The organism is Pseudomonas sp., assembly GCF_026224925.1.
Classification (GTDB): domain Bacteria; phylum Pseudomonadota; class Gammaproteobacteria; order Pseudomonadales; family Pseudomonadaceae; genus Aquipseudomonas.
In genome coordinates this window covers 1-24,439 of record NZ_JAMFRV010000283.1, presented here as the reverse complement: position 1 = coordinate 24,439, position 24,439 = coordinate 1, and the positions used below count along the sequence as shown (strand labels likewise).

Genomic DNA, 24,439 nt, shown 5'->3' with positions numbered 1-24,439 from the left:
GTGTTCCTGTCAGGTGGAGGGCGGCGATAGCCCGAACCGGATCGCTCGCATTCGTCGCATCTGCTCAGAAGTGTAAGGCACGCGGCAGAAAATTCGAGGTCGTATTTTAAAGGCTCAGGAATACGAACCTGCCCGACAACCCGATAATTCTTCGCCTGCAATCAAACAGACCGGCGGAACAGCGGCAAGGTTGTTATTTTCCCGTAGTGAGCAAGACTTAATCACCGAAACTTGTGCATTGCTCAATAGGGTTTACACATGAATCTTCAAGAGTTGACCGCTTACGCCCACGCCGGGCACGTTGACGAATTAAATCTTATCTCCATGGAGGGTGGGATTTACCTACTGGAAGCCCGTATGCAAGGGTTGGCGCATCCGCTGAATGACATAAACGGCAAAACCATGCACTTGCGCTCAGTGGAACACGCGCGCGATGTGTTGCACTTGGTGCGCACGGTGCCGCTTAATCTGGTTCACTCAGTGGTTCACGATGAGATGTGCGGCTTACCAAACGTCGATGAGCAAACGTTGCGCGTGCCGATTTCCTTCCGCTCTACCTTGTAACACCTGCGGATGGGGGCCATTGCTCAACTGTGCTAGGCTGCTCGGCCTTTTAGTTCGGGGCGTCTTCTGGCGCTCCTCAGCGGAGCAGTGTTATGTCCGAAGTTAATCTGTCCACCGACGAAACCCGCGTCAGTTACGGTATCGGCCGTCAGTTGGGCGACCAACTGCGCGACAACCCGCCGCCAGGCATCGACCTGGATGCGATCCTGGCCGGTCTGAACGACGCGTTCCATGGCAAAGAAAGCCGTGTTGGCCAAGAGCAAATGGCTGCCAGCTTCAAAGTCATTCGCGAAATCATGCAGGCAGAAGCAGCGGCCAAGGCCGAAGAAGCTGCCGGTGCTGGCCTGACTTACCTGGCTGAAAATGGCAAGCGTGACGGAGTCACCACGCTGGCTTCCGGTCTGCAATTTGAAGTGCTGACCGCAGGCGAGGGCGCTCAGCCGTCCCGTGAAGATCAAGTCCGTACCCACTACCACGGCACGCTGATCGACGGCACTGTATTCGACAGCTCGTATGATCGTGGTGAGCCAGCTGAATTCCCGGTCGGCGGCGTTATTCCCGGTTGGACCGAAGCATTGCAACTGATGAAGGCCGGCAGCAAATGGCGTCTGCACGTTCCGAGTGAATTGGCGTATGGCGCGCAAGGCGTTGGCAGCATTCCGCCGCATAGCGTTCTGGTGTTTGACGTCGAATTGTTAGACGTTCTGTAACCAGCGCTTTCAAGCTGATGATTGCTGAGCGGATCGTCCAGATTCGTTCAGCAATCGTGGCTGGGCATGGCGGGTTTAAACGTCATGCTCAGTGCAGCTCGCTCACCGGTCGCAATGCCCGGGCATAGCAGAACAGAAACAGATTACGCACCGTCTCCTTAAGCACGCCGGGTTCAGTCGAACTCAGGTCTGTGACATCCAGATCGCCCTGCTCACGCAACTCTCCCAACGCTTCCTCTCCCAGCACCGCACAGACTTCTCCCGTTTCACGGTGGAGAATTCGTAGGTACGGGTGCGGGCGGTCCAGCCATGCATCGATCAAATAAGTCATGTCTCATCTCCTTGGTGGTGATAATGAGAATAATTCTTATTTCTATAATAGCAAGGGACTATTGGTCATTTCGTCGGAAGGGTGTGTGATCTCAAGCTGTGGGACTGAATTCATTCGGGAAAACGCCGTACCTGACACGCCGCCTTCGCGAACAAGTTCGCGCCCACAGATTCTGTGTATGACGCCGAATTTTGGGCGTTACACCGATCTCGGTGGGAGCGAACTTGTTCGCGAATGGGGCGCTGCGGTGTATCAGTGAGTACGCGCTACCGCGAATTCACTCAGCTCGATCAACGCATCGCGGTATTCGCTGGCGGGCAACACATCAAGGCAGGCAATGGCCTTGGCGACATAATCACGGGCCAGCTGTGCGGTGTAATCCAGAGCGCCCGCGTTTTCAACGGCTTCGCGGATGCTTTCGAGGTCTTCGAGGCCTCCTTTCTGGATAGCCTGGCGTACCAGTGCAGCCTGTTCCGGCGTGCCTTCGCGCATGGTATAGATCAGCGGCAGGGTAGGTTTGCCCTCGGCGAGGTCATCACCGACGTTTTTGCCCAGGGTTTCGGCATCGCCGCGGTAATCCAGCAGGTCATCGACCAACTGAAAGGCCACGCCAAGGTGATCGCCGAACGTGCGAAGGGCTTCGATCTGCTCAAACGGGGCTTCGCACAAGGCCGCAGCGCTGTGGGTCGAGGCTTCAAACAGCATGGCTGTTTTGCCACGAATCACTTCCATGTACGTTTCTTCTGTAGTGCTGGCGTCGCGAATCTTCGACAACTGCAGCACTTCGCCCTCGGCAATGACACGGGTGGCCTTGGACAGGATTTTCATCACTGGCATGGAGCCTAGTTCCACCATCATCTCGAAGGAGCGCGAGTACAGGAAGTCGCCGACTAGTACGCTGGGCGCGTTGCCCCACAAGGCGTTGGCGGTGGAGCGGCCACGGCGCATACCGGACATGTCTACCACGTCGTCGTGCAGCAGGGTTGCGGTGTGCAGGAACTCAATGGTCGCCGCCAGCAAGCGCAGATCGTCGCCTTCGCGACCAAGTGCCTTGCCACATAGCAGTACCAATAAAGGACGCAGGCGCTTACCGCCAGCCGACGTAATGTAGTCGCCGATTTTAGACACCAGCGGTACACGCGAAGTCAGCTGTTTCTTGATGATGACGTCGACGGCACTAAAGTCGTCCGCCACCGCGCGGTAGAAAGCTTGGGGTTGCATCAGCGACAGGCGCTCCAGAAGGGTTGCGCGGCATGCTAGGTGCAGGGCCGGAACCTGTCAAGGTACGACGTTTCGGCACTTGCATCACGTTAGCGCCTTGCGTACAATCGCGCACCCTAACTTTCCTGGGCAGCACCTGCCTTACGCAATTGCAACGGGCCGTTCCAGCCCTACGCAGCCATGCCAGCCGATACTCTACTTATAAAGAGCTGGGTGAGCAGGATTAACGGAGAAATACCATGTACGCAGTAATTGTTACCGGTGGCAAGCAGTACAAAGTCGCCCCGGGCGAATACCTGAAGATCGAAAAGCTCGAAATCGCTACCGGCGAATCCGTGACTTTTGATCGTGTTTTGTTGATCGGCGACGGCGAAGAGCTCAGCATCGGCGCTCCTGTCGTTGTAGGCGCAACTGTTGTTGCTGAAGTGATCTCCCAAGGTCGCCACGATAAAATCCGCATCATCAAGTTCCGTCGTCGTAAGCACCACATGAAGCGTATGGGCCACCGCCAGTGGTACACCGAGATCAAAATCACCGGTATTCAGGCTTAATTCAGCCTAATCCTCTATTTGGAGTATTGAACTCATGGCACACAAAAAAGCTGGTGGTAGTACCCGTAACGGTCGTGACTCAGAGGCCAAACGCCTTGGCGTCAAGATGTATGGCGGCCAGGCAATCATTCCGGGCAACATCATCGTGCGTCAGCGCGGCACCCAATTCCACGCTGGCTACGGCGTAGGCATGGGTAAAGATCACACCCTGTTCGCGAAAGTGGAAGGCGTGATCAAGTTCCAGGTTAAGGGCGCCTTCGGTCGTCGCTACGTAAGCATCGTTCCGAAGACTGCAGCTGCAGTAGTCGTCGCGGCATAATTACGTAGTTGCTGGAAAAGCCCTGTCTCGCGACGGGGCTTTTTTGTTTGTAGGCGTAGGTGAGTCTCTTGCAAAACTGTTTGTGCGGGCTGTTGTGATGTGGACCTCTGAGGTCGCTGGTTTCTGATCGGTATCGCAACGCTCATTTTTGGCAAGAGTCTTATATTTTTGTATTATTCAGCTCGTCCCTGTGGCGAGAGGCGTGCTTTAAATGAAGTTTGTTGATGAAGTTTCCATCCGCGTAAAAGCGGGCGATGGCGGCAACGGTTGCATGAGCTTCCGTCGCGAAAAATTTATCGAAAATGGCGGCCCTAACGGTGGTGATGGCGGTGATGGCGGCTCGATCTACATGATCGCCGACGAAAACCTCAACACCTTGGTCGACTACCGTTACACCCGTCACTTTGACGCTGAGCGCGGTTCTAACGGCGGCAGCGCAGACTGCACCGGTAAGAAAGGCGAAGAGATGGTGCTGCGCGTGCCAGTCGGCACCACAGTGATCGACGCTGCGACCCAGGAAATTATCGGCGACCTGACCAAGGCCGGCCAGCGTTTGCTGGTGGCGAGTGGCGGCTGGCACGGTCTGGGCAATACGCGTTTCAAGTCCAGTACCAATCGGGCGCCGCGCCAGACTTCGCCGGGTAAATTCGGTGATCAGCGCGATTTGAAGCTGGAATTGAAAGTGCTGGCGGACGTCGGTCTGCTGGGTTTGCCAAACGCTGGCAAAAGCACCTTCATCCGTTCCGTTTCTGCTGCCAAGCCGAAAGTAGCTGACTATCCGTTTACTACGTTGATCCCGAACCTGGGCGTTGTCAGCGTCGACCGCTGGAAAAGCTTCGTGGTTGCCGACATCCCGGGCTTGATCGAAGGCGCTTCCGATGGCGCTGGCCTCGGCATTCGCTTCCTCAAGCATTTGGCGCGTACGCGTTTGCTGCTGCACCTCGTTGACATGGCGCCGCTGGATGAAACCAGTGCCCCGGACGCGGCTGAAGTGATCGTCAACGAACTGGTCAAGTTCAGCCCTTCACTGGCTGATCGTGATCGTTGGTTGGTGCTGAATAAGTGCGATCAGATCCTTGAAGAAGAGCACGAAGAGCGGGTCAAGGAAATCGTTGACCGTTTGGAGTGGACTGGCCCGGTGTACGTGATCTCGGCAATCTCCAAGCAGGGTACCGAGCAACTGAGCCGCGACATCATGCGTTACCTCGAAGAGCGCAACCTGCGCATCGCCGAAGACCCAGTCTTCGCGCGTGAGCTGGCTGAGTTGGATCAGAACATCGAAGACGAAGCGCGCGCGCAACTGCAGGCGTTGGACGATGCGCGCACCTTGCGCCGCACTGGCGTGAAGAGTGTGCATGACGCCGAAGAAGATGTTTGGGGTGATGACGACGAAGATGACGAAGACGGCCCGGAAATCATTTACGTCCGTGACTGATCGGGTGCAGTAAACTGAACGCCGCTATTATTAGCGGCGTTTTTGTATCTCGAATTAATCAAAATTCTCTGGCTAAGGTTGGAAGATGATGCGCAGCAAAGTGACGGGTGCCCAGCGCTGGGTCGTGAAAATCGGTAGCGCACTGCTGACCGCTGACGGCAAAGGGTTGGACCGGGCGGCAATGGCGGTCTGGGTCAAACAGATGGTGGCGCTGCAAGAAGCGGGCGTCGAACTGATTCTAGTGTCTTCCGGGGCCGTAGCGGCCGGTATGAGCCGCTTGGGCTGGACCGCCCGCCCCAGCGCCATGCACGAATTGCAGGCCGCTGCCGCCATCGGGCAAATGGGGCTGGTGCAGGCTTGGGAGTCGAGCTTTGCCGAGCATGGTCGTCATACCGCGCAGATTCTGCTGACCCACGACGATCTGTCCGACCGCAAGCGTTACCTGAACGCTCGCAGCACCTTGCGCACCCTGGTGGACCTTGGTGTGGTTCCGGTTATCAACGAAAACGACACCGTGGTCACCGATGAAATCCGTTTCGGCGACAACGATACCCTGGCGGCGTTGGTGGCAAACCTGGTTGAGGCCGACCTGTTGGTGATCCTGACGGATCGCGATGGCATGTTCGATGCTGATCCGCGCAACAACCCTGATGCGAAGCTGATCAGTGAGGCGCGTGCTGATGATCCGGCGCTGGACGCTGTGGCGGGTGGTACCGGTGGTGCGCTAGGTCGTGGCGGAATGCAGACCAAGCTGCGCGCTGCGCGTCTGGCTGCGCGTTCTGGTGCGCACACTGTGATTGTCGGCGGGTTGATTGATCGTGTGCTGGCGCGCCTTAAAGAAGGCGAGCAGCTAGGTACATTGTTGTCTCCTGAGCGTGAAATGCTCGCGGCGCGCAAGCAATGGCTGGCTGGGCATTTGCAAACCCGTGGCACGCTGGTGCTCGATGCGGGCGCGGTTACCGCTTTGGCGGAGGGGCATCGAAGCTTGTTGCCGGTGGGTGTAAAGCTTGTGCAGGGCAGCTTCCGTCGCGGCGAGATGGTGGTGTGTGTCGCGCCTGATGGTCGTGAAGTGGCGCGCGGCTTGAGTAATTACAGTGCGCTGGAAGCACAAAAGATCATCGGTCAGTCGTCGGATGCCATTGTGAAAGTCTTGGGCTACATGGCTGAGCCCGAGTTGGTGCATCGCGATAATCTGATTCTGGTCTGAACGGCTGCAACCCTAATTAAGGAAGATGCTATGCGAATCGTAAGCGGGCTATTGGGCGTTCTGTTGGCCTTGCCGTTACTGGCTTCGGCGGAAGAAATTGGATCGGTGTCGACGGTGTTCAAGTTTGTCGGGCCCAACGACCGGATCGTGGTCGAGGCATTTGACGATCCCAAGGTAGAGGGTGTGACGTGCTACCTGTCGCGGGCCAAGACCGGTGGGGTAAAGGGTGGTTTGGGCTTGGCTGAAGATCGCGCCGAGGCGTCCATCGCGTGCCGTCAGGTGGGTCCGATCAAGTTTAAGGAGCCGCTGAAGGACGGCGATGAAGTCTTCAAGGAGCGCACCTCACTGGTGTTCAAGACCATGCAAGTGGTTCGCTTCCTCGACAAGACACGCAACACGCTGGTGTACCTGGTCTACAGCGACCGAATCATCGAAGGCAGCCCGCAGAACGCAGTGACCGCCATCCCAATCGTACCGTGGGTGCCGGCTGCGCCCGTGCAGTGATATCGGGGCTCCTACAGAGGTTTGATTTCTCTGTGGTTCCACCCCAAATCGCAGGCAATAAAAAACCGACCCTGAGGTCGGTTTTTTAAAAAGCTTATCGCTTAAGCGGCAACAGCAAGGTTCAAAGCCTTGACGTGGCCATTCAGGCGGCTCTTATGGCGAGCGGCTTTGTTCTTGTGGATGATACCTTTATCGGCCATACGGTCGATAATTGGTACAGCAAGAATGTAAGCAGCTTGCGCTTTTTCAGCGTCTTTAGCGTCAACGGCTTTAACCACATTCTTGATGTAGGTACGAACCATGGAACGCATGCTGGCGTTGTGGCTGCGACGCTTCTCAGCCTGTTTTGCACGTTTTTTGGCGGAAGGTGTGTTGGCCACCGTCGAGCTCCTCGAAAGACTTGGAAATTAGCAAACAAAATAGGCCGCGAATAATGCCGATGAGATAGGGTCTTGTCAAGGGCATTTGACGTGCTCCGCTGAGTGGTGCTAATGCAACGCCGGATATTTATTTCCAGCGTGCGACCTGTAAACTCGCGGGCTTTGGCTCTGTGCTGCTGCTGCGGGCGCGGAGTATCGCATATATGGACGGCCCAATGGCGTGTCCTTTGGCCAAGGCGCAAAACTCTTTACATGAACCTACTCAGATCATTAGCCGCCGTCAGCTCTATTACGATGGTCTCCCGCGTTTTGGGCTTCGTTCGAGACACCATAATTGCCCGTACTTTCGGTGCAGGAATGGCAACGGATGCGTTCTTTATCGCGTTTAAATTGCCCAACCTGCTGCGGCGGATATTTGCTGAGGGCGCCTTCTCTCAAGCGTTTGTGCCGATTCTTGCTGAATATAAGAATCAAAAAGGCGAAGAAGCGGCGCGGACATTAATTGCGTACGTCAGTGGCTTACTGACGCTGGTGTTAGCGGTGGTCACGCTGGTGGGGATCGTCGCTGCGCCGTGGGTTATCTGGATTACCGCGCCGGGTTTTGCCGATACGCCGGAAAAGTTTGCGCTGACTACCGACCTGCTGCGCGTGACCTTTCCTTATATATTGCTGATTTCCCTGTCATCGCTGGCTGGGGCGATCCTCAACACGTGGAATCGCTTCTCGGTGCCGGCGTTCGTGCCAACCTTGCTAAACCTGAGCATGATCGTCTTCGCGGTGTTCCTGACGCCGTATTTCCACCCGCCGGTCATGGTGCTTGGTTGGTCAGTGCTGGTCGGCGGTTTACTGCAATTGCTATATCAACTGCCGCACCTGAAAAAGATCGGCATGTTGGTGTTACCACGCCTGAACCTGCGGGACAGCGGTGTGTGGCGCGTCATGAAACAGATGCTGCCGGCGATTCTTGGGGTTTCGGTCAGCCAGATCTCTCTGATCATTAATACAATATTCGCCTCGTTTCTCGCGGCTGGTTCTGTGTCATGGATGTATTACGCCGACCGCTTGATGGAATTGCCCTCGGGCGTGCTCGGCGTTGCGTTGGGTACGATCCTGTTGCCGGTGCTGTCGAAAACCTACGCCAGCAAAGACCGTCACGAGTATTCGCTGATTCTCGACTGGGGCCTGCGCCTGTGCTTCGTATTGGTCTTGCCGTGTACATTGGCGTTGGGGTTGCTGGCTGAGCCGCTGACGGTTTCGCTGTTCCAGTACGGCAAATTCAGCGCGCTGGACGCTGTCATGACCCAGCGTGCATTGATTGCGTATTCGGTAGGCTTGCTGGGCATCATCGTCATAAAGGTGTTGGCACCAGGCTTTTATGCGCAACAAAATATCCGCACCCCGGTGAAAATTGCCATCTTCACCCTCATTGTTACTCAACTGCTTAACCTGGCGTTCATTGGGCCGCTGCACCACGCAGGTTTGGCGTTGGCGATCAGTGTCGGCGCCTGTATTAATGCGGGTCTGCTGTTTTATCAGCTGAGAAAGCAGGATTTATTTCAACCACAGCCAGGTTGGACGGCGTTTTTGTTCAAGCTGATCGTCGCGGTGCTGGTGATGTCGGGCGTGCTGCTGGGCCTGATGCATTTCATGCCTGCGTGGGATCAAGGCGGCATGCTGGAGCGGCTGCTTCGCTTGGGCGGCTTGGTGGCTGCGGGTGTGGTGACTTATTTCAGTGTCTTGCTGTTGCTGGGCTTTCGCCTGAAGGACTTCGCTCGCAAAGCGATTATGTAAGAAATATTCGTCGGTTTTTCGTGTCCCAAGGCGTTTGCTTGCAGGTTGCCTGGGACTGTTGCCTGTCGTACCGGGCCTGGTGTGGTTATAATCGGCCACTTTATGAGCAAGAAGCGTGTTATGCAGCTGGTTCGAGGCCTCCAAAATCTGCGCCCCCAGCATCGGGGCTGTGTCGCCACTATTGGCAACTTTGACGGTGTTCACCGTGGTCACCAGGCTATCCTGGCGCGACTGCGTGAACGAGCGGTCGAGCTGGGCCTGCCCACCTGCGTGGTGATTTTTGAACCACAGCCACGCGAGTTCTTTGCTCCGGAGACTGCGCCGGCACGTTTGACGCGCCTGCGTGACAAGCTCGAATTGCTGGCGGGCGAGGGCGTTGACCTGGTGCTGTGCCTGGCCTTCAATCAGCGTTTGAGGAAGCTCAGTGCCGCTGAGTTCGTCGACACCATTCTGGTTGATGGTCTGGGCGTGAAGCACCTGGAAGTTGGCGACGATTTCCGTTTCGGCTGCGACCGGATGGGCGATTTCGACTTTTTGCAGCAAGCAGGCGCGACCCAGGGGTTCACTGTGGAAGCGGCGCAAACCGTAGAGATTGATGGCGTTCGGGTCAGCAGCACCAAGATCCGTGATGCCTTGGCTATTGCGGATTTTGCCTTGGCCGAGCGCTTACTGGGTCGACCGTTTCAAATTACTGGACGCGTGTTACACGGCCAGAAACTGGCTCGGCAGTTGGGTACGCCCACCGCCAACGTACAACTCAAGCGCCGTCGTGTGCCGTTTACCGGGGTGTACCTGGTGAGTACGGAAATCGACGGCCAGACCTGGCCAGGTGTCGCCAATATTGGCGTACGTCCGACGGTCGCGGGTGATGGCAATGCCCACCTGGAAATACACATTTTGGACTTTACCGGCGATCTATATGACCGGCGTTTGACGGTGGCTTTCCACCAAAAGCTGCGTGATGAGCAGCGATTTGCCTCGTTAGAGGCGCTGAAGACGGCGATCAATGCGGATGTCGCCACCGCCCGTGCCCATTGGCGCAAGTAACCTTTGTAGCGCTAATCGCTAATTAAGAGCCTTAAATGACCGACTATAAAGCCACGCTAAACCTTCCGGACACCGCCTTCCCAATGAAGGCCGGCCTGCCCCAGCGCGAGCCGCAAATATTGCAGCGCTGGGACAGCATTGGCCTGTACCAGAAGCTGCGTGAGATTGGTAAGGATCGTCCAAAGTTCTTGCTGCACGACGGTCCTCCGTATGCCAACGGCAATATTCACATCGGTCATGCCGTTAACAAAATTCTTAAGGACATGATCATCCGCTCGAAAACCCTTTCGGGTTTCGACGCGCCTTATGTTCCGGGTTGGGACTGCCACGGCCTGCCGATCGAGCACAAAATCGAAGTCACCCACGGCAAAAACTTGCCTGCGGACAAGACTCGCGAACTGAGCCGCGCCTACGCTGCTGAGCAGATCGAAGGCCAGAAAGCCGAATTCATCCGCTTGGGTGTGTTGGGCGACTGGAAAAACCCGTACCGCACCATGGACTTCGCTAACGAAGCCGGTGAAATCCGCGCATTGGCCGAAATGGTCAAGGGTGGTTTCGTGTTCAAGGGCCTGAAACCAGTCAACTGGTGCTTCGACTGCGGTTCGGCGCTTGCTGAAGCGGAAGTTGAATACCAGGACAAAAAGTCCTCGACCATCGACGTCGCGTTCCCAATCGCTGATGAAGCCAAGCTGGCCGCCGCGTTCGGTCTGCCAACGCTGGCCAAACCGACCTCCATCGTGATCTGGACCACCACCCCGTGGACCATCCCGGCCAACCAGGCGCTGAACGTCCATCCGGAGTTCACCTATGCGCTGGTCGATGTCGGCGACAAATACCTGGTGCTGGCTGAGGAACTGGTCGAAGCCTGCCTGGCACGCTACAACCTGCAAGGTTCGGTAGTCGCCACCACCACCGGTGCGGCACTGGAACTGATCAACTTCCGTCACCCGTTCTATGACCGCCTGTCGCCGATTTACTTGGCTGACTACGTGGAATTGGGCGCTGGTACTGGCGTGGTTCACTGCTCGCCGGCCTACGGCGTCGACGACTTTGTGATCAGCAAAAGTTACGGCCTGACCAACGACGACATCATCAGCCCGGTGCAAAGCAACGGTGTGTATGTCGATTCGCTGGAGTTCTTTGGTGGCCAGTTCATCTTCAAGGCCAACCAGAACATCATCGACAAGTTGGCGGAAGTAGGTGCCCTGCTGGACACCGAAACCATCACCCACAGCTACATGCACTGCTGGCGGCACAAAACGCCGCTGATCTACCGCGCTACAGCGCAGTGGTTCGTTGGCATGGACAAGCAGCCGACCACCGGCGACACGTTGCGTAAGCGTGCAATCAAAGCCATTGAAGAGACCGCGTTCGTTCCGGCATGGGGTCAGGCGCGCCTGCACTCAATGATCGTCAACCGTCCTGACTGGTGTATCTCGCGTCAACGTAACTGGGGCGTGCCGATCCCGTTCTTCCTGCATAAGGAAAGCGGCGAGCTGCACCCACGTACTGTCGAGCTGATGGAAGAAGTCGCGCTGCGTGTTGAACAGGAAGGCATCGAAGCCTGGTTCAAGATGGACGCCTCCGAATTGCTCGGCGACGAAGCTTCGAAGTACGACAAAATCTCCGACACGCTGGACGTTTGGTTCGATTCCGGTACGACGCATTGGCACGTACTGCGCGGTTCGCATCCGATGGGCCACGAAACCGGCCCGCGTGCCGACTTGTACCTCGAAGGTTCGGATCAACACCGCGGCTGGTTCCACTCCTCGTTGCTGACCGGCTGCATGCTCGACAACCACGCGCCGTACCGCGAATTGTTGACCCACGGTTTTGTGGTCGACGAGAACGGCCGCAAAATGTCGAAGTCGTTGAACAACGTCATCGCACCACAAAAGGTCAACGATTCCTTGGGCGCTGACATCATGCGTCTGTGGGTTTCGGCCACCGATTATTCGGGTGAAATGGCAGTTTCCGACCAGATCCTGCAACGCAGCGCTGACGCCTACCGGCGGATCCGCAACACTGCACGCTTCCTGCTCTCCAACCTGACTGGGTTCAATCCGGCCACCGACATCCTGCCTGCCGACGAAATGCTGGCGCTGGACCGTTGGGCCGTAGACCGTGCCTTGTTGCTGCAACGTGAGCTGCAAGAGCACTACGGTGAATACCGCTTCTGGAACGTGTATTCCAAGGTGCATAACTTCTGCGTGCAGGAGCTGGGCGGTTTTTACCTGGACATCATCAAAGACCGTCAATACACCACCGCAGCTGACAGCACCGCTCGACGCTCATGCCAGACGGCACTGTTCCACATCTCTGAAGCATTGGTACGCTGGATCGCCCCGATCCTGGCCTTCACTGCCGACGAGCTGTGGCAGTATCTGCCGGGCGAGCGCAACGAATCCGTGATGCTCAACACCTGGTACGAAGGCCTCAGCGAACTGCCGGAAGGCTTCGAGCTGGACCGCGCTTACTGGGAACGGGTCATGGCGGTGAAAGTTGCGGTCAACAAAGAAATGGAAAATCTGCGTGCAGCCAAAGCCATCGGCGGCAACCTGCAAGCGGAAGTGACCTTGTACGCTGAAGACTCGCTGGTCGCTGACCTGTCGAAGTTGAGCAACGAACTGCGCTTCGTACTGATCACGTCGACTGCCAGCGTCGCTCCGTTCATCGATGCGCCTGCTGATGCAGTGGTCACGGAAGTCAGCGGTCTGAAGCTGAAAGTCGTCAAATCCGGGTATCCGAAGTGCGCCCGTTGCTGGCATCACCGCGAGGACGTTGGGGTTGATCCTGAGCACCCAGAAATCTGCGGTCGTTGCGTAGACAACATCAGCGGTAAGGGCGAGGTTCGTCACTATGCCTAATGCAGGCCGCTTGAGCTGGCTCTGGTTGAGCGTGCTGGTCCTGATCATTGATCAGGCCAGCAAGTTCTACTTCGAGCATGGGTTGACGCTTTATCAGCAAATCGTCGTTATTCCGAAGTATTTCAGTTGGACCTTGGCCTATAACACAGGGGCGGCCTTCAGCTTCCTTGCTGACAGCTCAGGCTGGCAGCGCTGGTTGTTCGCACTTATCGCGGTAGTGGTGAGTGCGGTACTGGTGGTGTGGCTGAAGCGGCTTGGCCGGGGCGAAACCTGGCTCGCCGTGGCGCTGGCTTTGGTTCTCGGGGGAGCCCTTGGCAACCTTTATGACCGCATCGTGCTGGGCCATGTGATCGATTTCATTCTCGTTCACTGGGAAAATCGCTGGTATTTCCCGGCGTTCAACTTTGCAGATAGCGCGATTACCGTCGGCGCGATCATGTTGGCGCTGGATATGTTTAAAAGTAAGAAGTCCGGAGAAGCCGTTCATGACTGAACAGTCGTTGGCCCACAGCTCATCAACCGAGCAACGCATCGGCCAGAACACGGAAGTCACCCTGCATTTTGCTCTGCGCCTGGAAAATGGCGATACTGTAGACAGCACCTTCGATAAAGCCCCGGCGACTTTCAAAGTCGGCGATGGCAGCCTGCTGCCGGGTTTTGAAATGTCGATTTTTGGCTTTAAAGCGGGTGACAAACGCACAGTCAAAGTGCTGCCAGAGAACGCTTTCGGTCAGCCGAACCCGCAAAACGTGCAGATCATTGCGCGTTCGCAGTTTCAGGGCATGGACTTGTCTGACGGCCTGCTGGTGATTTTCAACGACGCGGCCAATACTGAATTGCCAGGCGTCGTTAAGGCATTCGACGATGCCCAAGTGACCATCGACTTCAATCACCCGCTGGCGGGCAAGACGTTGAGCTTCGAAGTTGAAATTTTCGAGGTCAAGGCGCTCTGATTGTTTAGAGCTTCTTCAGATGTCCTGCCTATCCAGCGCGTAGAAACGAGGCACCGTATGCAAATCAAACTCGCCAACCCCCGTGGCTTCTGCGCCGGAGTGGACCGCGCGATCGAAATCGTCAATCGTGCTCTCGAGGTCTTCGGTCCACCGATCTACGTGCGTCATGAAGTGGTACACAACAAGTTTGTCGTCGAAGACCTGCGTGCCCGTGGCGCGATCTTTGTCGAAGAGCTGGATCAAGTCCCAGACGACGTCATCGTGATTTTCAGCGCACACGGCGTGTCCCAGGCCGTACGCACTGAAGCCGCCGGGCGCGGCTTGAAGGTGTTTGACGCCACGTGCCCGTTGGTGACCAAGGTGCACATTGAGGTCGCGCGTTACAGTCGTGATGGTCGTGAGTGCATCTTGATTGGCCACGAAGGCCATCCGGAAGTCGAAGGCACCATGGGCCAGTACGATGGCAGTAATGGTGGCGCGATTTATCTGGTGGAAGACGAGGAAGATGTCGCTAACCTGCAGGTCAGCAATCCCGAAAGCCTGGCGTTCGTTACCCAAACCACCTTGTCCATGGACGATACCGGGCGAGTGATCGACGCCTTGCGCTTACGCTTCCCGAGCATCGGTGGCCCACGCAAAGACGATATTTGTTACGCCACGCAAAACCGCCAAGACGCGGTCAAGCAGTTGGCCGACGAATGCGATGTGGTGTTGGTGGTCGGCAGCCCGAACAGCTCTAACTCCAACCGCCTGCGCGAATTGGCAGAACGCTTGGCGACGCCGGCCTATTTGATCGACGGTGCCGAAGACCTGCAGCGCAGCTGGTTCGACGGTGTAGAGCGCATTGGCATTACTGCGGGTGCTTCGGCCCCGGAAGTGCTGGTGCGTGGCGTGATTGAGCAGTTGCAAGCCTGGGGCGCGACCGGCGCCGATGAGCTGGCAGGGCGCGCAGAAAACATCACGTTCTCAATGCCTAAAGAGCTTCGGGTCAAATCGTTGTTGTAACGACCACTGTGGGACCGAATTCATTCGGGAAAGCGTCCTAAGACACGCAGACCATGCCCAGAGTTGATTTAACTCGGTGTTTAGCGACAAGGTTGTTGTTTGGCTTTGTCGCTTTCAACCCGAACGCGTCCGCTAGCAGCGACCAGAATCTGGTAATGGCTGATCGGCTGCTTTGTTCCACAGACCAGCAGCGTGCCGTTACTGGTTAAGGCCGAACCCAGACCGTTGAAGCGTACATAGGATTTTCCTCGGAAATTGCCAGTAATCGGTATCTTACCGTTGCTGGCGTGCTCCCGCAGCAGCGCGTTGCTCTCACCGCCAGCGCCGTTCTGTTCGAGCACGATCCGCCAGCCAAGACTCCAGTCGTCGTCTATTGCGTGAACCAATACCGGCGTGTTGCGCATGATCGCCTCGGTGCGTGCGGATCGAAGTGCACTGGTCAACTGGTTCGCGACCTCTGTGCGGCGCTGTGACTCGATCAATTGTCCAAAGCCCGGAACCGCTAGCTGCGCGGCAATGGCGATGAGCGCCACCCCAGCCATCAATTGGATAAGTCCAAAACCTGCTTGCTCCATGCTTGGCATCCTTGCCCACGATCAGGTTTGCTAGAAAACACCCAATTCGCCCTCGCTCCAAGTCTTTCGTCCGCTCGAATTGTGAGTCGCTGTGTCTGCGCGGTGTGCACGAGTCTGGTTACAAATCCGGCCGCACATTCGCCCCCGCGCTGACCTTTCATCGGCTTCAATAGGCGGACGGAGAAAGCCGGAGGGAGCCTGCTGATGCACGATGGAAACGGATATTTCCAAACAGGGATGACACTGATCGAGGTCCTGATCTCGCTGCTGATCGTCGCGATCGGTCTGCTGGGCGCGGCGGCGGTGCAACTCAATGCGTTGAAGTACACCGACAGCGCGATGCTGCACAGCCATGCCAGTTTCGCCGCCTACGACATTTTGGACCGCATCCGTGCCAACCCGGACGCGGATTACACCCTCACCTCGTTGGCCTTTGCGCCAACCGCTGGCAACCTTGCTGTGCCGCGCGACCAGGATCTTTTTGACTTCGCCAGCCACATCAGCGCGGTCGCTGGCAGCAACGCAGACGCCAGCATTGCGGTGGTTGGCCGCGCGGTGGAAGTCTCGGTCACCTGGAATGACTCGCGGGCCACTAATACTACGGAAGATTTGCAGACCTTCACCTTACGCAGCCGCGTCGCGGTGGATCGGCTGGTGCAACCGTGAGGCGCTATTCCAAAGGCTTCGGCCTGGTAGAAATCATGCTGGCGATGACGTTGGGGCTGGTCATCACCGCTGGCTTGCTCCAGTTGTTCATCAGCGCCAAAGATACCTATATCAGCCAAACCGCCTCGGCGTTCATGCAAGAGGATGCGCGATTTTTACTGAGCAAAATGCTTCAGGAAGTTCGGATGGTCGGCATGTTTGGCTGCCTGGCCAAGATAGATGACGTCAACGGCGGTTTTTCAGCCGCCCAAGACAGGCCGATTCTTTGGAACACTGCCAAGCGAGAGCTGACCTTGATTACCGCCGACGTTGGCGCCACCGGCGGTAGAGCCGACTGGGTAGTGCTGTCCGATTGCGCGACTTCCGCCGCTGCGTATGTAGCGGACCGCACACCCGGTCCCGGACAGTTGAAATTCCCGATCCGCAAAGTGACGTACACCTACAACCGCCGCACCGGTGAAATCATCGGGCTGATCAAAAACGTCAGCGCCTTCTCGGTGCTGTTCGGTGTCGCCGCCAACGCCGAAGGCACGTCGGTTTCACGTTACGTCGCCAATCCCGCCAACCCTGCGCTGATCCGCAGCTTGCGCGTCAGCCTCACGCTGACTGACCCGGCCAAGCGGGTCAAAGACCAGACCTTCAACGTGGTCGCTACCTTGCGAAATAGGCTCGAATAGATGAAGTGCTCATGAACGCTCATAGGCAGCGCGGCATGGTGCTGTTGGTCAGCCTGGTTTTTTTACTGCTGATCACCTTGATCGGCGTTTCAGCCATGGAAAATGCCGTGCTTCAGGAAAAAATGGCCGGCAGCATAAAGCTGCGTAATCAGTCCTTTCAAGCTGCGGAAGCCGCCTTGCGTATCGGCGAGTCAGCAGTGCGCAGGCCAGGTTTCTCATTGGACCGCTGCACAACCACCATGGCCTGTGCGCCTCCCGCCGAGGCACTCACCGTATTCGCACCAGGATTAAATCCGAGCTCTGGCGTGACCTGGATCGCCGTCAGCGGAGGTTTATACGCGGTGCAAAACGTTGCTGAAACCGCCGACCCCGTGAACATTCCGCCACCTTTGAAAGGAGAACCACCGATGACATGGACCTTATATCGAATCACCGGCGTGGGTATTCAAGGCAGTTCGAGAACGGTACTGGAGAGCGTTTATGCTGCCGAGCGTCGGATTATGTGGCGGCAAATACGGTGAGGCGACAAAGCGCCTTCACCCTGATCGAAATGATGATTGTCATCGCGATAGTCGGCATCCTCGCCGCAATCGCTTACCCCAGTTACACCGACTACGTGAAGCGAGCGCATCGCTCGGATATCACCGGGTTGCTCACTGAAACGGCACAGCAGTTGGAACGGTTCTATTCGCGCAATGGGCAGTATTCGGACGTTGCTGGGCCGCCTGCCGTGGGGTTGGAAATTACCCAGGGGAATAGGGTATATGCGCTGGTGGCTGAGCGTGATGTGCAGGCGTTTAAGTTGACTGCGACGCCGATTGCAGTCGGGATGATGAGTAGGGATAAGTGTGGCGGGTTTGTGCTGGATAACGTTGGCAAGCGCGACAACTTAAACGTGGCCGGTGGTGCTACGCCCCAGCTGTGCTGGGGGCGTTAACCGGTTTTAAAGCCCAGCTTTTCAGCTGGGCTTTTTGAGGTGGAAGGCCTACTGCCAGCAGGTTGCTGTAACCGGTGATTTGAGACCGGTTTGATCAGTGCTCAATGTCCCGCACGAATCATTGGCTTGTGAACCTTGTGGAACAACCTGAAGAGAATAGGTCGTGGCGCCGGGGGGGCCGTTGAAGCTGATGATGTATTTACCGCTTTGTGAGGTGGCATTGGTAATGCCTATGGCGGCTAAATTGGCTGCTGCGTAGGTGCTGTTTTGAGCATAGTAACGCTCCATTCGCGCGACCCCGTCAGCCAACTGTGCGATCCCTTCCGAGCGATAACCATGCAGTGCATACGTGGTGTAGCTCGGGTAGGCAATCGCGGCAAGAATGCCAATGATCGCAACGGTGATCATCAATTCTATCAGCGTAAAGCCGTGTTGCTCTTTCTTGTCATTGCGCATGCTAAGTTCCTAAGGCGAGGGCATAACGCGCCAGGTTTGGCGCCCGTTATAAAATGGTCCGCCGTTATAATTAATGCCGCTGTTGCTTCCACTATTATAAATAGTTCCGGTGAGCGACCCATTATTTGCGCCGGAGGTCACGGAAAAACCACCTGCGCTAGTGCTGAACGCGCTGACGACGCCTCCGTTATAGTTGTCGGTGCTGGTAATGGTTCCACTCCGGGAAAGGTTGAACACCGTGAAGCTGGTTCGCCCGCCGGTCGTTGGGTCCAGGCCGTAGGTCCATCCAATCAGACCTGGTGAACAAATATCGGTGCTGGGTGTGCGCGTAGAGGCCAGCAGCACACTGCCTGAAATAACCAGTGGATCAACTACCCGCTCGCCCAGTAGGGCGCCGCTGGCGGTCAGGTCCAGGTACCAACCAAATTTTGTCGTCCAATCTACGGTGTTATTACTGATAATCCGAATGGGGGTTGTGATGCCGTTAAATGTAGCGCTGTTATCCTGAGTCGTAATGGTCTGGGCTTGTAAGTTGGCACGCGCAAGGGCTGTACTCGTAGTACTCAGTTGTTTATCCCAAATGCCATATAACGTCTGCAGATCTGTGTTGGCCTTGTCCGCGGTGGTGAAATAACGGCCGGTACCGAATATCACCAGAACTCCCACTCCGCTTGGGTGTGCCACGACCACAGGCGGGGCTGTAATGGATTGAACCGCTGAACCCGCTGTGTCGCTCACGGTCGCGGTATAAAGGGGGGTGGTGCCGCCAAAGGAAACGACGAAACTAGCAGAACTGCTGCCAAGAAGGTCGAATCGCCATAGATTACCGAACAGGTCACCGGCGTATACATAATCAGCGATGCCGTCAGAGTTTGAGTCCAGCACCACCGGAGATGACAGCCCATTATTACCGGCGATAGGTGTTTTTATTTCGGTCACGCCGCCCGTGCCGACGTCGATGATGAATAGCGCTGCCACGCCGTTGTTGCCACTGTAACCATTGCCTACGACGACTCCCCAGTTGCCTGAATGCAGCCTGGCAATGACCGGTATAGAAAAGCTGTAACCCAAATCGGCGGCCCCCGTGGACTGGGGGGTGATTTCCCAAAGCAGGGTTATGTTGTCCGGGTTGGTAACATCCAGCGCGAAAATCTCACGGCCCCCGCCCCCCAACGTACCTATCAATACGGTGTGCCAGGCCCCGCTGAAGTAGACGTCTGAAGTAACCGGTGTACCGTCAACAAAATACCTGTGCAGTGAGGGGTCCGAATTATAGGTGCTGGCACTTAATGTGCTGAGGTTAGGGATGACGGCGGTCGGTATGAAGGCAAACTTTTCGACACCGGTACTGCTATCGAATGCGTGCAGCATACCGTCGTTGGCACCCACATACACTTGACCGCGGCGGCTAGCTTGGGTGGTTTTAAACGTAGAGTAGCCTCCCACCGGTCCGCTCAAGGTTTCCGCGACCGACGGAACGAAGTTGGCGGTGCTGACGATCACAGGTGCGGAGTCGATGATGTCTCCTATCAATGAGGCTCGTTTGCGATAGGTCGATGTCGCGTTGCTGGTGTCGCCACGAATGAAGTCTACCTGTGGCGAGGTCAAGGTGTTCGCAGGAAGATTACTAAAGGAGAAGCTCTGCAGGCCTGTGCCGGTCGAGTTGGCCATCATGATCTGCCTCGAACCCCACGCGGGCATTTGTTGGCTGGCCACCCAGTTGGTCGCTGAACTCGTCGTAACGCTTGTACCCACGGTCGTGGTGGTAGTGGTTGTTTTGGTCAGGTCTCCACTCCAATAGGCGACATTCATGCTGTTCACATAAGTGGAGTTGGCACTGCTGGTGCCGAGTGACTGAGACACTGCCGGCGCGGAGACTGAGCTGTTTGTTTGCAAAATTTGATTGAAGGCTTTGGACAGTTGAGCACTTAGCGTTGAGGCGTTGGTGACCAAGAAGTAGTTGTTAGGTGTTTTAGCCGTGTTCGAGTCCCACTGTCCGGAGACGGGCAGGCTGCTGGCTGTGTTGGTCGAGTCACCGAAGCCGCCCCACTTGGCGGCATACCAGAGTGGGTTCTGCAGGTTGGTGATGACGCTCGTCGATGAAGCGGTAAAGTTGCGTGTATGGCTAGTGGTCGCGATACCGTTGATTTTTACTGGGACGCTGCTAGTCAGCATGCCGGGTAATTGGCTGGTTGTACCCGTGCATGGGCATTGGCCGGGCAAATTCGTTCCAGGCGTGTCCAGTGCATAGTTGGTTGTAGTGGTTGAACTCCCTCCACCCCTTACTTCCATGTAGATGCCATCATGCGTCGTACCGGAGATGGTATAACCCATGTGGGATTCGTAGCCTGCGGCCGAGTAAGTTGTCTGCAGCGTAACATCCAACGTCCCAAGTGCATTGACCGCTACCGTATAGAGCACGATAGCGTCCATATCAAAGTCACAGCCTTGGGTACAGTCATCGTACACAACCCGGAAAATAGCTTGCGCTCGGCCGCCGTTCACGGTGGTGTCGAAGGGTTGGTTGGGCATGTTATAGAGCGAGTCTATGTAGAAGCCGCTGAAGCGTTCGGTTGAGTAGTTGGGGGCTGTACTGACAACTTTACCTAAAGGTACTAGCGTAATGGTGCCAGTGCCGAGGGGGATCTGAATGCGCGGTAGTGTCGAGGAGAGTGCAATAGAAAACGTTTGAACTTTCTGACTACCAATCGACGTGATCGGATTGGTGTTGGCGTAATAAGCGACCGCTGCTGCATCATAGGTCCCCTGCCGCGTAGGCTCGTCTGGAAGCCCTCGAATACTACCAAAGCTTGATGCCGTCTTAGCGGTAGGCGCGGAATCGTTGAGGGTCAGCACTTCGCCGATATTGATACTTGCACTACCCCCTATCTCGTTGTTCCATATGGTGCTGCCCAAGGTTGAGACGTTCAGCGATGTTAAGGCCGTGGTCGCCGTCGGAAGGCCGGTGGTAGCAAAACTGCTGCCAGGGAGGTCTGAGTCATAACTTGGGTTTACGTCGCTGAATAAGGTCTCGAACGGTTTGGCGCAGTATGGGTAAGTGGGAGGGGTGGCATTTGAGTTCGGTGTATTTGAGTAAGGGTTTGTCCAACTGCTCAGTCCGCTAAGACCGAGCGTTGTATCGGCTGCACCGGAAAGATAGCCACTGGTGGGCGTTGTAGTGCCACTAAAGTAGCGCATTGTTTCATACATCATTTCTGCCAGTGGATTTCCCGCGTTTGGGCAGGTTGAGTTTAGCGGGATGGTGATAGAGGGGCACGTGAGAGGGCTTAATATCAAGCCGTCGAGAGTCCCGATGATGGCGCCTTTAGTGTAGGCTGAGCCCGTTTTTGTTCCGAAAATACCAGTGGAGGGATCAATTTCGCTGGCAAAGCTGCCCATTGCCTTGCGCAGGGCCCCGCCCTGAAGATTGTTAGTGTAAGTGCCGGTCATCAAGCCAAAGTACATCTGATTACCTTCGCCGTAATCATGAAGGATGCCAGTAGGCTTGTATTGGCCATTCGGATACAACTTGCAATTTGTTTCCAGAAAGCCGGTTTTACAGGCCTCGACCCTGACGGCAAAGTCAACCGGTGAGACCGGAATGTCGACGAGGCTTGTGTTGGTGGCGGTGGTCCCGCCCTCAACAACTTCCCGGGAAACCCAGCCAAATATACGGACGTTGGCAATATTGGGAAGCACCCTTAGCAGTGGAGGGTACGTGGCTTCAACTGTGCCTTGGCTGTTGTTTGCAAAAAGTGCGTAGTTGCCGGCAGTGGGGTTCGGATAAGGTGTGTAGTCGGAGAGATTGTAGCCGTCTACTGTCAGGCTATTATATTCCTTGCCCCAGGTTTGGGCATTCGTGGATATATAGGCTCTGGAGAGGATGGTTTGGGTCGCGGTGTCGACATAGCGATAGCCGCCATACAGTACTTTTCGTAATGCGTCGGCCCTGGAAGTGGTCAGGTAGTTCAGGTAGTCGCCGCTCCAGTTGCCACTGCATTTTTTAGTGGTGGTAATCGATGTTGGAGAGAAATAAGTGCCCCCGTAGGTGTAGCATTTTCCCGAATCGAAATACCCCAGGTAGGTGATTGACGGTTTGTAGCGAATGTCGATAGACCCATCACCATCCAAGTCGGATGCATCATTATAGGCAGGAAAAAAAAGCTTGTTGTCGCGTTCTACCAGAAGCATGTTTAACGGCGGAACGGCGGTGTTGACGAAGTTTGGCAGTTGCGCCGGGACTTGGCTGATGGTGGCTGCTTCTGTCGTTGAGCCGTTAAAAATAAGCAAACCGGTCAGTGCGATGAAAATACTGTGAATTTTTTTTAAGCAAGTCATGGGTTATCCAGTATTGGCATGTACTTAGGGGTAGTAACGGGCGATCACTGAGCGCAGGATGACGCGTTGAGTCGTGGTGTCGCTGGTGCACAATACGGTAGACGCACACGCATTGACCTCGTAGTACCAAGCGCCACACCCCTTGATTGCACAATTATTTAGGCTCTGGCCACTCAACATTCCGAGTTGTACGACGTACCATTGAATTTGCGTATTGTATGCGGTCGTGGCGGTCGCCATGTTTGCTGCATTAGCCGCTACGAATTGGGTAGGTGTATCAACGGTGGTAGTTGTCGTGAGTTCAGACTGCACCCAAGGCAGGCAGGTTGTTGCCGTGCAGGCTTTAACCGACGTCGGGGCAGCGATCTTGCTGATGCTGCTTTCCCCCATACGTAGACCGGCTTCCGCTGCGCTCCTCAGGGTCTTTTGCTGTTTGAGATTGGCAGTGATGCGAGATTCAAGTGATACCCCGTGCATGCTGGAAATGGCCAAAACAGTAATGATCAGCAGAAAGATAATGGCAACTAACAGCGTTACCCCTGCCTGGTGGCGCACCATAGGAAAATGGGTCGAACACAAGGGCGCGGTCATGGCATCTGATTCCGGAGCATGATGGTGTCCTGTACGATTTGATAAACCTTGGTGTTATCGGAAATGGTCCCGCCAAAGCGAGTATTCCAGTCTGATAGCGCCTTCGGTACATCAGTGGTGTCCCTAATCGTTGATGAGCCGCTCTGCATGAGGGCGGCATAGCGGACTGCACCTATCGTTTGAGTCGCACTGGGGCCAAATACAGTCACCGTCTTAGAAGGGCCATCTCCGGAGCCATAGTCGAAGCGGAGATCGGCAACACCGGTCACCATTTGTTGTGTGGTGCCCCCCGTTGTGCATGTTATTGAATTCGTTGTGGTATCAAGGGCGATTTTTTCAACGATCATAGGATTAGATTGGGCATAGGGTGTCGCGATGACGCTTTGGTTAGTACTCGACAGCGCCGTGCCTTGGCATGACACGTCGGCTCTATTGTTGGCTTGGTAGCGAATACACAGCGAGGTGGGTGAGATGGCGACCACCGAAACCCCAGCAAAAACCCCATAAATCCCAGCGGGGAAATTACAGCCTGAAATGGAACTGTTATCGGCATTTAATATGGTTGTCGGCAGACTTCGATAGCCCGCTTTCGACAATTCCTGTCCCAGCACCGCAAGCGCGAAGCGGCCATTTTCCCCGTTGCCAAGCTGGCTCTGCTGAAACAGATAACTTTTTTGGTTGGTTATAAAAATTTGCGTAATACCAAGGATTAAAAAGCAGCCGATGGTCATGGCAATCATCAGCTCAATCAGCGAAACGCCCCACTGATAAGGGTGAGTGCTATTTTTTTCAGCGCTTAAACTCATCACAGCCGCGTCCTGATTTTGTACGTGCAGGTCGTACTGCTGTTTAAGGGGTCCATACAATCGCCAGCAGTCTTGACGGTCCATGAAAGTTGTATCTCTATTTCGCTCCCTGCACCGCAACTTGTAGTGGTTACATCGCCTGGCGTTGTGCTGTTGCAAACGTAGAATCCACTTGTTAATAGGGTGCTGGCACCCGGTAGGGCATTGCCTGCTTGAACTGCCCAGCAGCCGACTTGATCATTGAAACTTGTGGGCGTGGGGATACAGGCAGCGGGGGCGCCTGGAAACGAAGCGCCGGGTAACTTCTGACAACTACCGAGGGTGGCGCAATTCGGGTTGCTTCTGATCAATTCCACCAAATCATCGGCGAGCATGATGGCAGTATTTCGCTGTGCAGAATCCTGAGTGTAAGGAATCGCTTTGCTTTGCAGGCCGACCATGCCTAATACACCCACAACGATGACAAGCAGGCTGACCAGTACCTCAATCATGCTGAATCCGGAGGATT

Annotated in this window: 26 protein-coding genes; 17 read left to right on the top strand and 9 right to left on the bottom strand. The window is 55.8% G+C overall.

Translation table 11 applies throughout. The features are described 5' to 3' along the window. The first annotated feature begins 258 nt into the window (after positions 1–258). Together M0974_RS12415 and M0974_RS12410 are read left to right on the top strand one after the other, a co-directional pair. A complete protein-coding gene (locus M0974_RS12415; protein ID WP_297836660.1) occupies positions 259–564 on the top strand; it encodes a DUF6482 family protein in 306 nt (101 codons plus the stop codon). A gap of 92 nt (positions 565–656) precedes the next feature. Further along, the gene (locus M0974_RS12410; protein ID WP_297836657.1) at positions 657–1,274 is read left to right on the top strand and encodes an FKBP-type peptidyl-prolyl cis-trans isomerase; all 618 of its coding nucleotides are present in this window, start codon (positions 657–659) and stop codon (positions 1,272–1,274) included. Between the two features lie 88 nt (positions 1,275–1,362). On the opposite strand, the gene M0974_RS12405 is transcribed toward M0974_RS12410, so the two are convergent. Both M0974_RS12405 and M0974_RS12400 read right to left on the bottom strand, forming a co-directional pair. Continuing rightward, the gene (locus M0974_RS12405) at positions 1,363–1,605 is read right to left on the bottom strand and encodes a hypothetical protein (protein ID WP_297836654.1); all 243 of its coding nucleotides are present in this window, start codon (positions 1,603–1,605) and stop codon (positions 1,363–1,365) included. Positions 1,606–1,857: 252 nt separating this feature from the next. Continuing rightward, positions 1,858–2,826, bottom strand: coding sequence for a polyprenyl synthetase family protein (locus M0974_RS12400; protein WP_297836651.1), 969 nt, complete (start codon positions 2,824–2,826; stop codon positions 1,858–1,860). Positions 2,827–3,065: 239 nt separating this feature from the next. On the opposite strand from M0974_RS12400, the gene rplU reads away from it, so the two are divergent. The 5 genes from rplU to M0974_RS12375 all read left to right on the top strand — a co-directional run bounded on the left by rplU (position 3,066) and on the right by M0974_RS12375 (position 6,842). Further along, a complete protein-coding gene (gene rplU, locus M0974_RS12395) occupies positions 3,066–3,377 on the top strand; it encodes a 50S ribosomal protein L21 (RefSeq protein ID WP_297836649.1) in 312 nt (103 codons plus the stop codon). 34 nt (positions 3,378–3,411) lie between these two features. Next, entirely contained in the window at positions 3,412–3,696 is a 285-nt protein-coding gene (gene rpmA, locus M0974_RS12390; RefSeq protein ID WP_297836646.1) for a 50S ribosomal protein L27, read from the top strand. Positions 3,697–3,907: 211 nt separating this feature from the next. Further along, entirely contained in the window at positions 3,908–5,131 is a 1,224-nt protein-coding gene (cgtA, locus tag M0974_RS12385; RefSeq protein WP_297836643.1) for an Obg family GTPase CgtA, read from the top strand. An 88-nt stretch (positions 5,132–5,219) separates the two neighbouring features. Beyond that, positions 5,220–6,338 (top strand): glutamate 5-kinase, encoded by a 1,119-nt coding sequence (gene proB / locus M0974_RS12380; RefSeq protein WP_297836663.1) that lies wholly within the window; start codon positions 5,220–5,222, stop codon positions 6,336–6,338. Between the two features lie 30 nt (positions 6,339–6,368). After that, a complete protein-coding gene (locus M0974_RS12375; RefSeq protein WP_297836641.1) occupies positions 6,369–6,842 on the top strand; it encodes a CreA family protein in 474 nt (157 codons plus the stop codon). Between the two features lie 101 nt (positions 6,843–6,943). Here the strand turns inward: M0974_RS12375 and rpsT are convergent, their stop codons facing one another. Then, complete coding sequence (rpsT, locus tag M0974_RS12370; RefSeq protein ID WP_297836639.1) at positions 6,944–7,222, bottom strand: 30S ribosomal protein S20; 279 nt, start codon at positions 7,220–7,222, stop codon at positions 6,944–6,946. A gap of 252 nt (positions 7,223–7,474) precedes the next feature. Here rpsT and murJ point away from each other — a divergent pair, with 252 nt between their 5' ends. The 6 genes from murJ (at position 7,475) to ispH (ending at position 14,885) form a co-directional block, all read left to right on the top strand. Beyond that, positions 7,475–9,013 (top strand): murein biosynthesis integral membrane protein MurJ, encoded by a 1,539-nt coding sequence (gene murJ / locus M0974_RS12365; protein ID WP_297836636.1) that lies wholly within the window; start codon positions 7,475–7,477, stop codon positions 9,011–9,013. Between the two features lie 120 nt (positions 9,014–9,133). Beyond that, positions 9,134–10,060, top strand: coding sequence for a bifunctional riboflavin kinase/FAD synthetase (ribF, locus tag M0974_RS12360; protein ID WP_297836634.1), 927 nt, complete (start codon positions 9,134–9,136; stop codon positions 10,058–10,060). A gap of 35 nt (positions 10,061–10,095) precedes the next feature. Next, positions 10,096–12,927, top strand: a complete 2,832-nt coding sequence (ileS, locus tag M0974_RS12355; protein WP_297836631.1) for an isoleucine--tRNA ligase — start codon at positions 10,096–10,098, stop codon at positions 12,925–12,927. Beyond that, the gene (lspA, locus tag M0974_RS12350; protein ID WP_297836628.1) at positions 12,920–13,420 is read left to right on the top strand and encodes a signal peptidase II; all 501 of its coding nucleotides are present in this window, start codon (positions 12,920–12,922) and stop codon (positions 13,418–13,420) included. Before ileS ends, lspA begins: the two co-directional genes overlap by 8 nt. After that, positions 13,413–13,880 (top strand): peptidylprolyl isomerase, encoded by a 468-nt coding sequence (locus M0974_RS12345; protein ID WP_297836625.1) that lies wholly within the window; start codon positions 13,413–13,415, stop codon positions 13,878–13,880. The genes lspA and M0974_RS12345 overlap by 8 nt, the downstream gene beginning before the upstream one ends. A gap of 57 nt (positions 13,881–13,937) precedes the next feature. After that, positions 13,938–14,885 (top strand): 4-hydroxy-3-methylbut-2-enyl diphosphate reductase, encoded by a 948-nt coding sequence (gene ispH / locus M0974_RS12340; RefSeq protein ID WP_297836623.1) that lies wholly within the window; start codon positions 13,938–13,940, stop codon positions 14,883–14,885. A gap of 80 nt (positions 14,886–14,965) precedes the next feature. Here ispH and M0974_RS12335 read toward each other — a convergent pair whose 3' ends face one another. Continuing rightward, positions 14,966–15,460 carry a GspH/FimT family pseudopilin gene (locus M0974_RS12335; RefSeq protein WP_297836621.1) on the bottom strand — a complete coding sequence of 165 codons (495 nt, stop codon included), beginning with the start codon at positions 15,458–15,460 and terminating at the stop codon, positions 14,966–14,968. A gap of 204 nt (positions 15,461–15,664) precedes the next feature. Between M0974_RS12335 and pilV (M0974_RS12330) the strand changes: the two genes are divergently transcribed. The 4 genes from pilV (M0974_RS12330) to M0974_RS12315 are packed head-to-tail and all read left to right on the top strand — an operon-like array spanning position 15,665 to position 17,740. Beyond that, positions 15,665–16,126, top strand: a complete 462-nt coding sequence (gene pilV / locus M0974_RS12330) for a type IV pilus modification protein PilV (protein ID WP_297836618.1) — start codon at positions 15,665–15,667, stop codon at positions 16,124–16,126. Beyond that, positions 16,123–16,803 (top strand): PilW family protein, encoded by a 681-nt coding sequence (locus M0974_RS12325; protein WP_297836614.1) that lies wholly within the window; start codon positions 16,123–16,125, stop codon positions 16,801–16,803. Before pilV (M0974_RS12330) ends, M0974_RS12325 begins: the two co-directional genes overlap by 4 nt. Before the next feature lie 11 nt (positions 16,804–16,814). Next, entirely contained in the window at positions 16,815–17,324 is a 510-nt protein-coding gene (locus M0974_RS12320; protein ID WP_297836611.1) for a PilX N-terminal domain-containing pilus assembly protein, read from the top strand. Further along, positions 17,321–17,740 carry a type IV pilin protein gene (locus tag M0974_RS12315; protein WP_297836608.1) on the top strand — a complete coding sequence of 140 codons (420 nt, stop codon included), beginning with the start codon at positions 17,321–17,323 and terminating at the stop codon, positions 17,738–17,740. Before M0974_RS12320 ends, M0974_RS12315 begins: the two co-directional genes overlap by 4 nt. A gap of 48 nt (positions 17,741–17,788) precedes the next feature. Here M0974_RS12315 and M0974_RS12310 read toward each other — a convergent pair whose 3' ends face one another. The 5 genes from M0974_RS12310 to pilV (M0974_RS12290) all read right to left on the bottom strand — a co-directional run. Beyond that, positions 17,789–18,196 carry a type IV pilin protein gene (locus M0974_RS12310; RefSeq protein ID WP_297836606.1) on the bottom strand — a complete coding sequence of 136 codons (408 nt, stop codon included), beginning with the start codon at positions 18,194–18,196 and terminating at the stop codon, positions 17,789–17,791. 9 nt (positions 18,197–18,205) lie between these two features. Beyond that, positions 18,206–22,534, bottom strand: a complete 4,329-nt coding sequence (locus tag M0974_RS12305; RefSeq protein ID WP_297836603.1) for a PilC/PilY family type IV pilus protein — start codon at positions 22,532–22,534, stop codon at positions 18,206–18,208. Positions 22,535–22,558: 24 nt separating this feature from the next. Next, the gene (locus M0974_RS12300; RefSeq protein ID WP_297836600.1) at positions 22,559–23,125 is read right to left on the bottom strand and encodes a PilX N-terminal domain-containing pilus assembly protein; all 567 of its coding nucleotides are present in this window, start codon (positions 23,123–23,125) and stop codon (positions 22,559–22,561) included. Then, the gene (locus M0974_RS12295; RefSeq protein WP_297836596.1) at positions 23,122–23,931 is read right to left on the bottom strand and encodes a PilW family protein; all 810 of its coding nucleotides are present in this window, start codon (positions 23,929–23,931) and stop codon (positions 23,122–23,124) included. The genes M0974_RS12300 and M0974_RS12295 overlap by 4 nt, the downstream gene beginning before the upstream one ends. After that, positions 23,931–24,439: type IV pilus modification protein PilV (pilV, locus tag M0974_RS12290; RefSeq protein WP_297836594.1), on the bottom strand; the 509-nt coding region annotated here is incomplete at its 5' end. The genes pilV (M0974_RS12290) and M0974_RS12295, both read right to left, overlap by 1 nt.

Coding starts and splice junctions, on each gene's coding strand:
- M0974_RS12415 (WP_297836660.1), top strand. CDS start 259: ATGAATCTTCAAGAGTTGACCGCTTACGCCCACGCCGGGCACGTTGAC.
- M0974_RS12410 (WP_297836657.1), top strand. CDS start 657: ATGTCCGAAGTTAATCTGTCCACCGACGAAACCCGCGTCAGTTACGGT.
- M0974_RS12405 (WP_297836654.1), bottom strand. CDS start 1,605: ATGACTTATTTGATCGATGCATGGCTGGACCGCCCGCACCCGTACCTA.
- M0974_RS12400 (WP_297836651.1), bottom strand. CDS start 2,826: ATGCAACCCCAAGCTTTCTACCGCGCGGTGGCGGACGACTTTAGTGCC.
- rplU (WP_297836649.1), top strand. CDS start 3,066: ATGTACGCAGTAATTGTTACCGGTGGCAAGCAGTACAAAGTCGCCCCG.
- rpmA (WP_297836646.1), top strand. CDS start 3,412: ATGGCACACAAAAAAGCTGGTGGTAGTACCCGTAACGGTCGTGACTCA.
- cgtA (WP_297836643.1), top strand. CDS start 3,908: ATGAAGTTTGTTGATGAAGTTTCCATCCGCGTAAAAGCGGGCGATGGC.
- proB (WP_297836663.1), top strand. CDS start 5,220: ATGCGCAGCAAAGTGACGGGTGCCCAGCGCTGGGTCGTGAAAATCGGT.
- M0974_RS12375 (WP_297836641.1), top strand. CDS start 6,369: ATGCGAATCGTAAGCGGGCTATTGGGCGTTCTGTTGGCCTTGCCGTTA.
- murJ (WP_297836636.1), top strand. CDS start 7,475: ATGAACCTACTCAGATCATTAGCCGCCGTCAGCTCTATTACGATGGTC.
- ribF (WP_297836634.1), top strand. CDS start 9,134: ATGCAGCTGGTTCGAGGCCTCCAAAATCTGCGCCCCCAGCATCGGGGC.
- ileS (WP_297836631.1), top strand. CDS start 10,096: ATGACCGACTATAAAGCCACGCTAAACCTTCCGGACACCGCCTTCCCA.
- lspA (WP_297836628.1), top strand. CDS start 12,920: ATGCCTAATGCAGGCCGCTTGAGCTGGCTCTGGTTGAGCGTGCTGGTC.
- M0974_RS12345 (WP_297836625.1), top strand. CDS start 13,413: ATGACTGAACAGTCGTTGGCCCACAGCTCATCAACCGAGCAACGCATC.
- ispH (WP_297836623.1), top strand. CDS start 13,938: ATGCAAATCAAACTCGCCAACCCCCGTGGCTTCTGCGCCGGAGTGGAC.
- M0974_RS12335 (WP_297836621.1), bottom strand. CDS start 15,460: ATGGAGCAAGCAGGTTTTGGACTTATCCAATTGATGGCTGGGGTGGCG.
- pilV (WP_297836618.1), top strand. CDS start 15,665: ATGCACGATGGAAACGGATATTTCCAAACAGGGATGACACTGATCGAG.
- M0974_RS12320 (WP_297836611.1), top strand. CDS start 16,815: ATGAACGCTCATAGGCAGCGCGGCATGGTGCTGTTGGTCAGCCTGGTT.
- M0974_RS12310 (WP_297836606.1), bottom strand. CDS start 18,196: ATGCGCAATGACAAGAAAGAGCAACACGGCTTTACGCTGATAGAATTG.
- M0974_RS12305 (WP_297836603.1), bottom strand. CDS start 22,534: ATGACTTGCTTAAAAAAAATTCACAGTATTTTCATCGCACTGACCGGT.
- M0974_RS12300 (WP_297836600.1), bottom strand. CDS start 23,125: ATGACCGCGCCCTTGTGTTCGACCCATTTTCCTATGGTGCGCCACCAG.
- M0974_RS12295 (WP_297836596.1), bottom strand. CDS start 23,931: ATGAGTTTAAGCGCTGAAAAAAATAGCACTCACCCTTATCAGTGGGGC.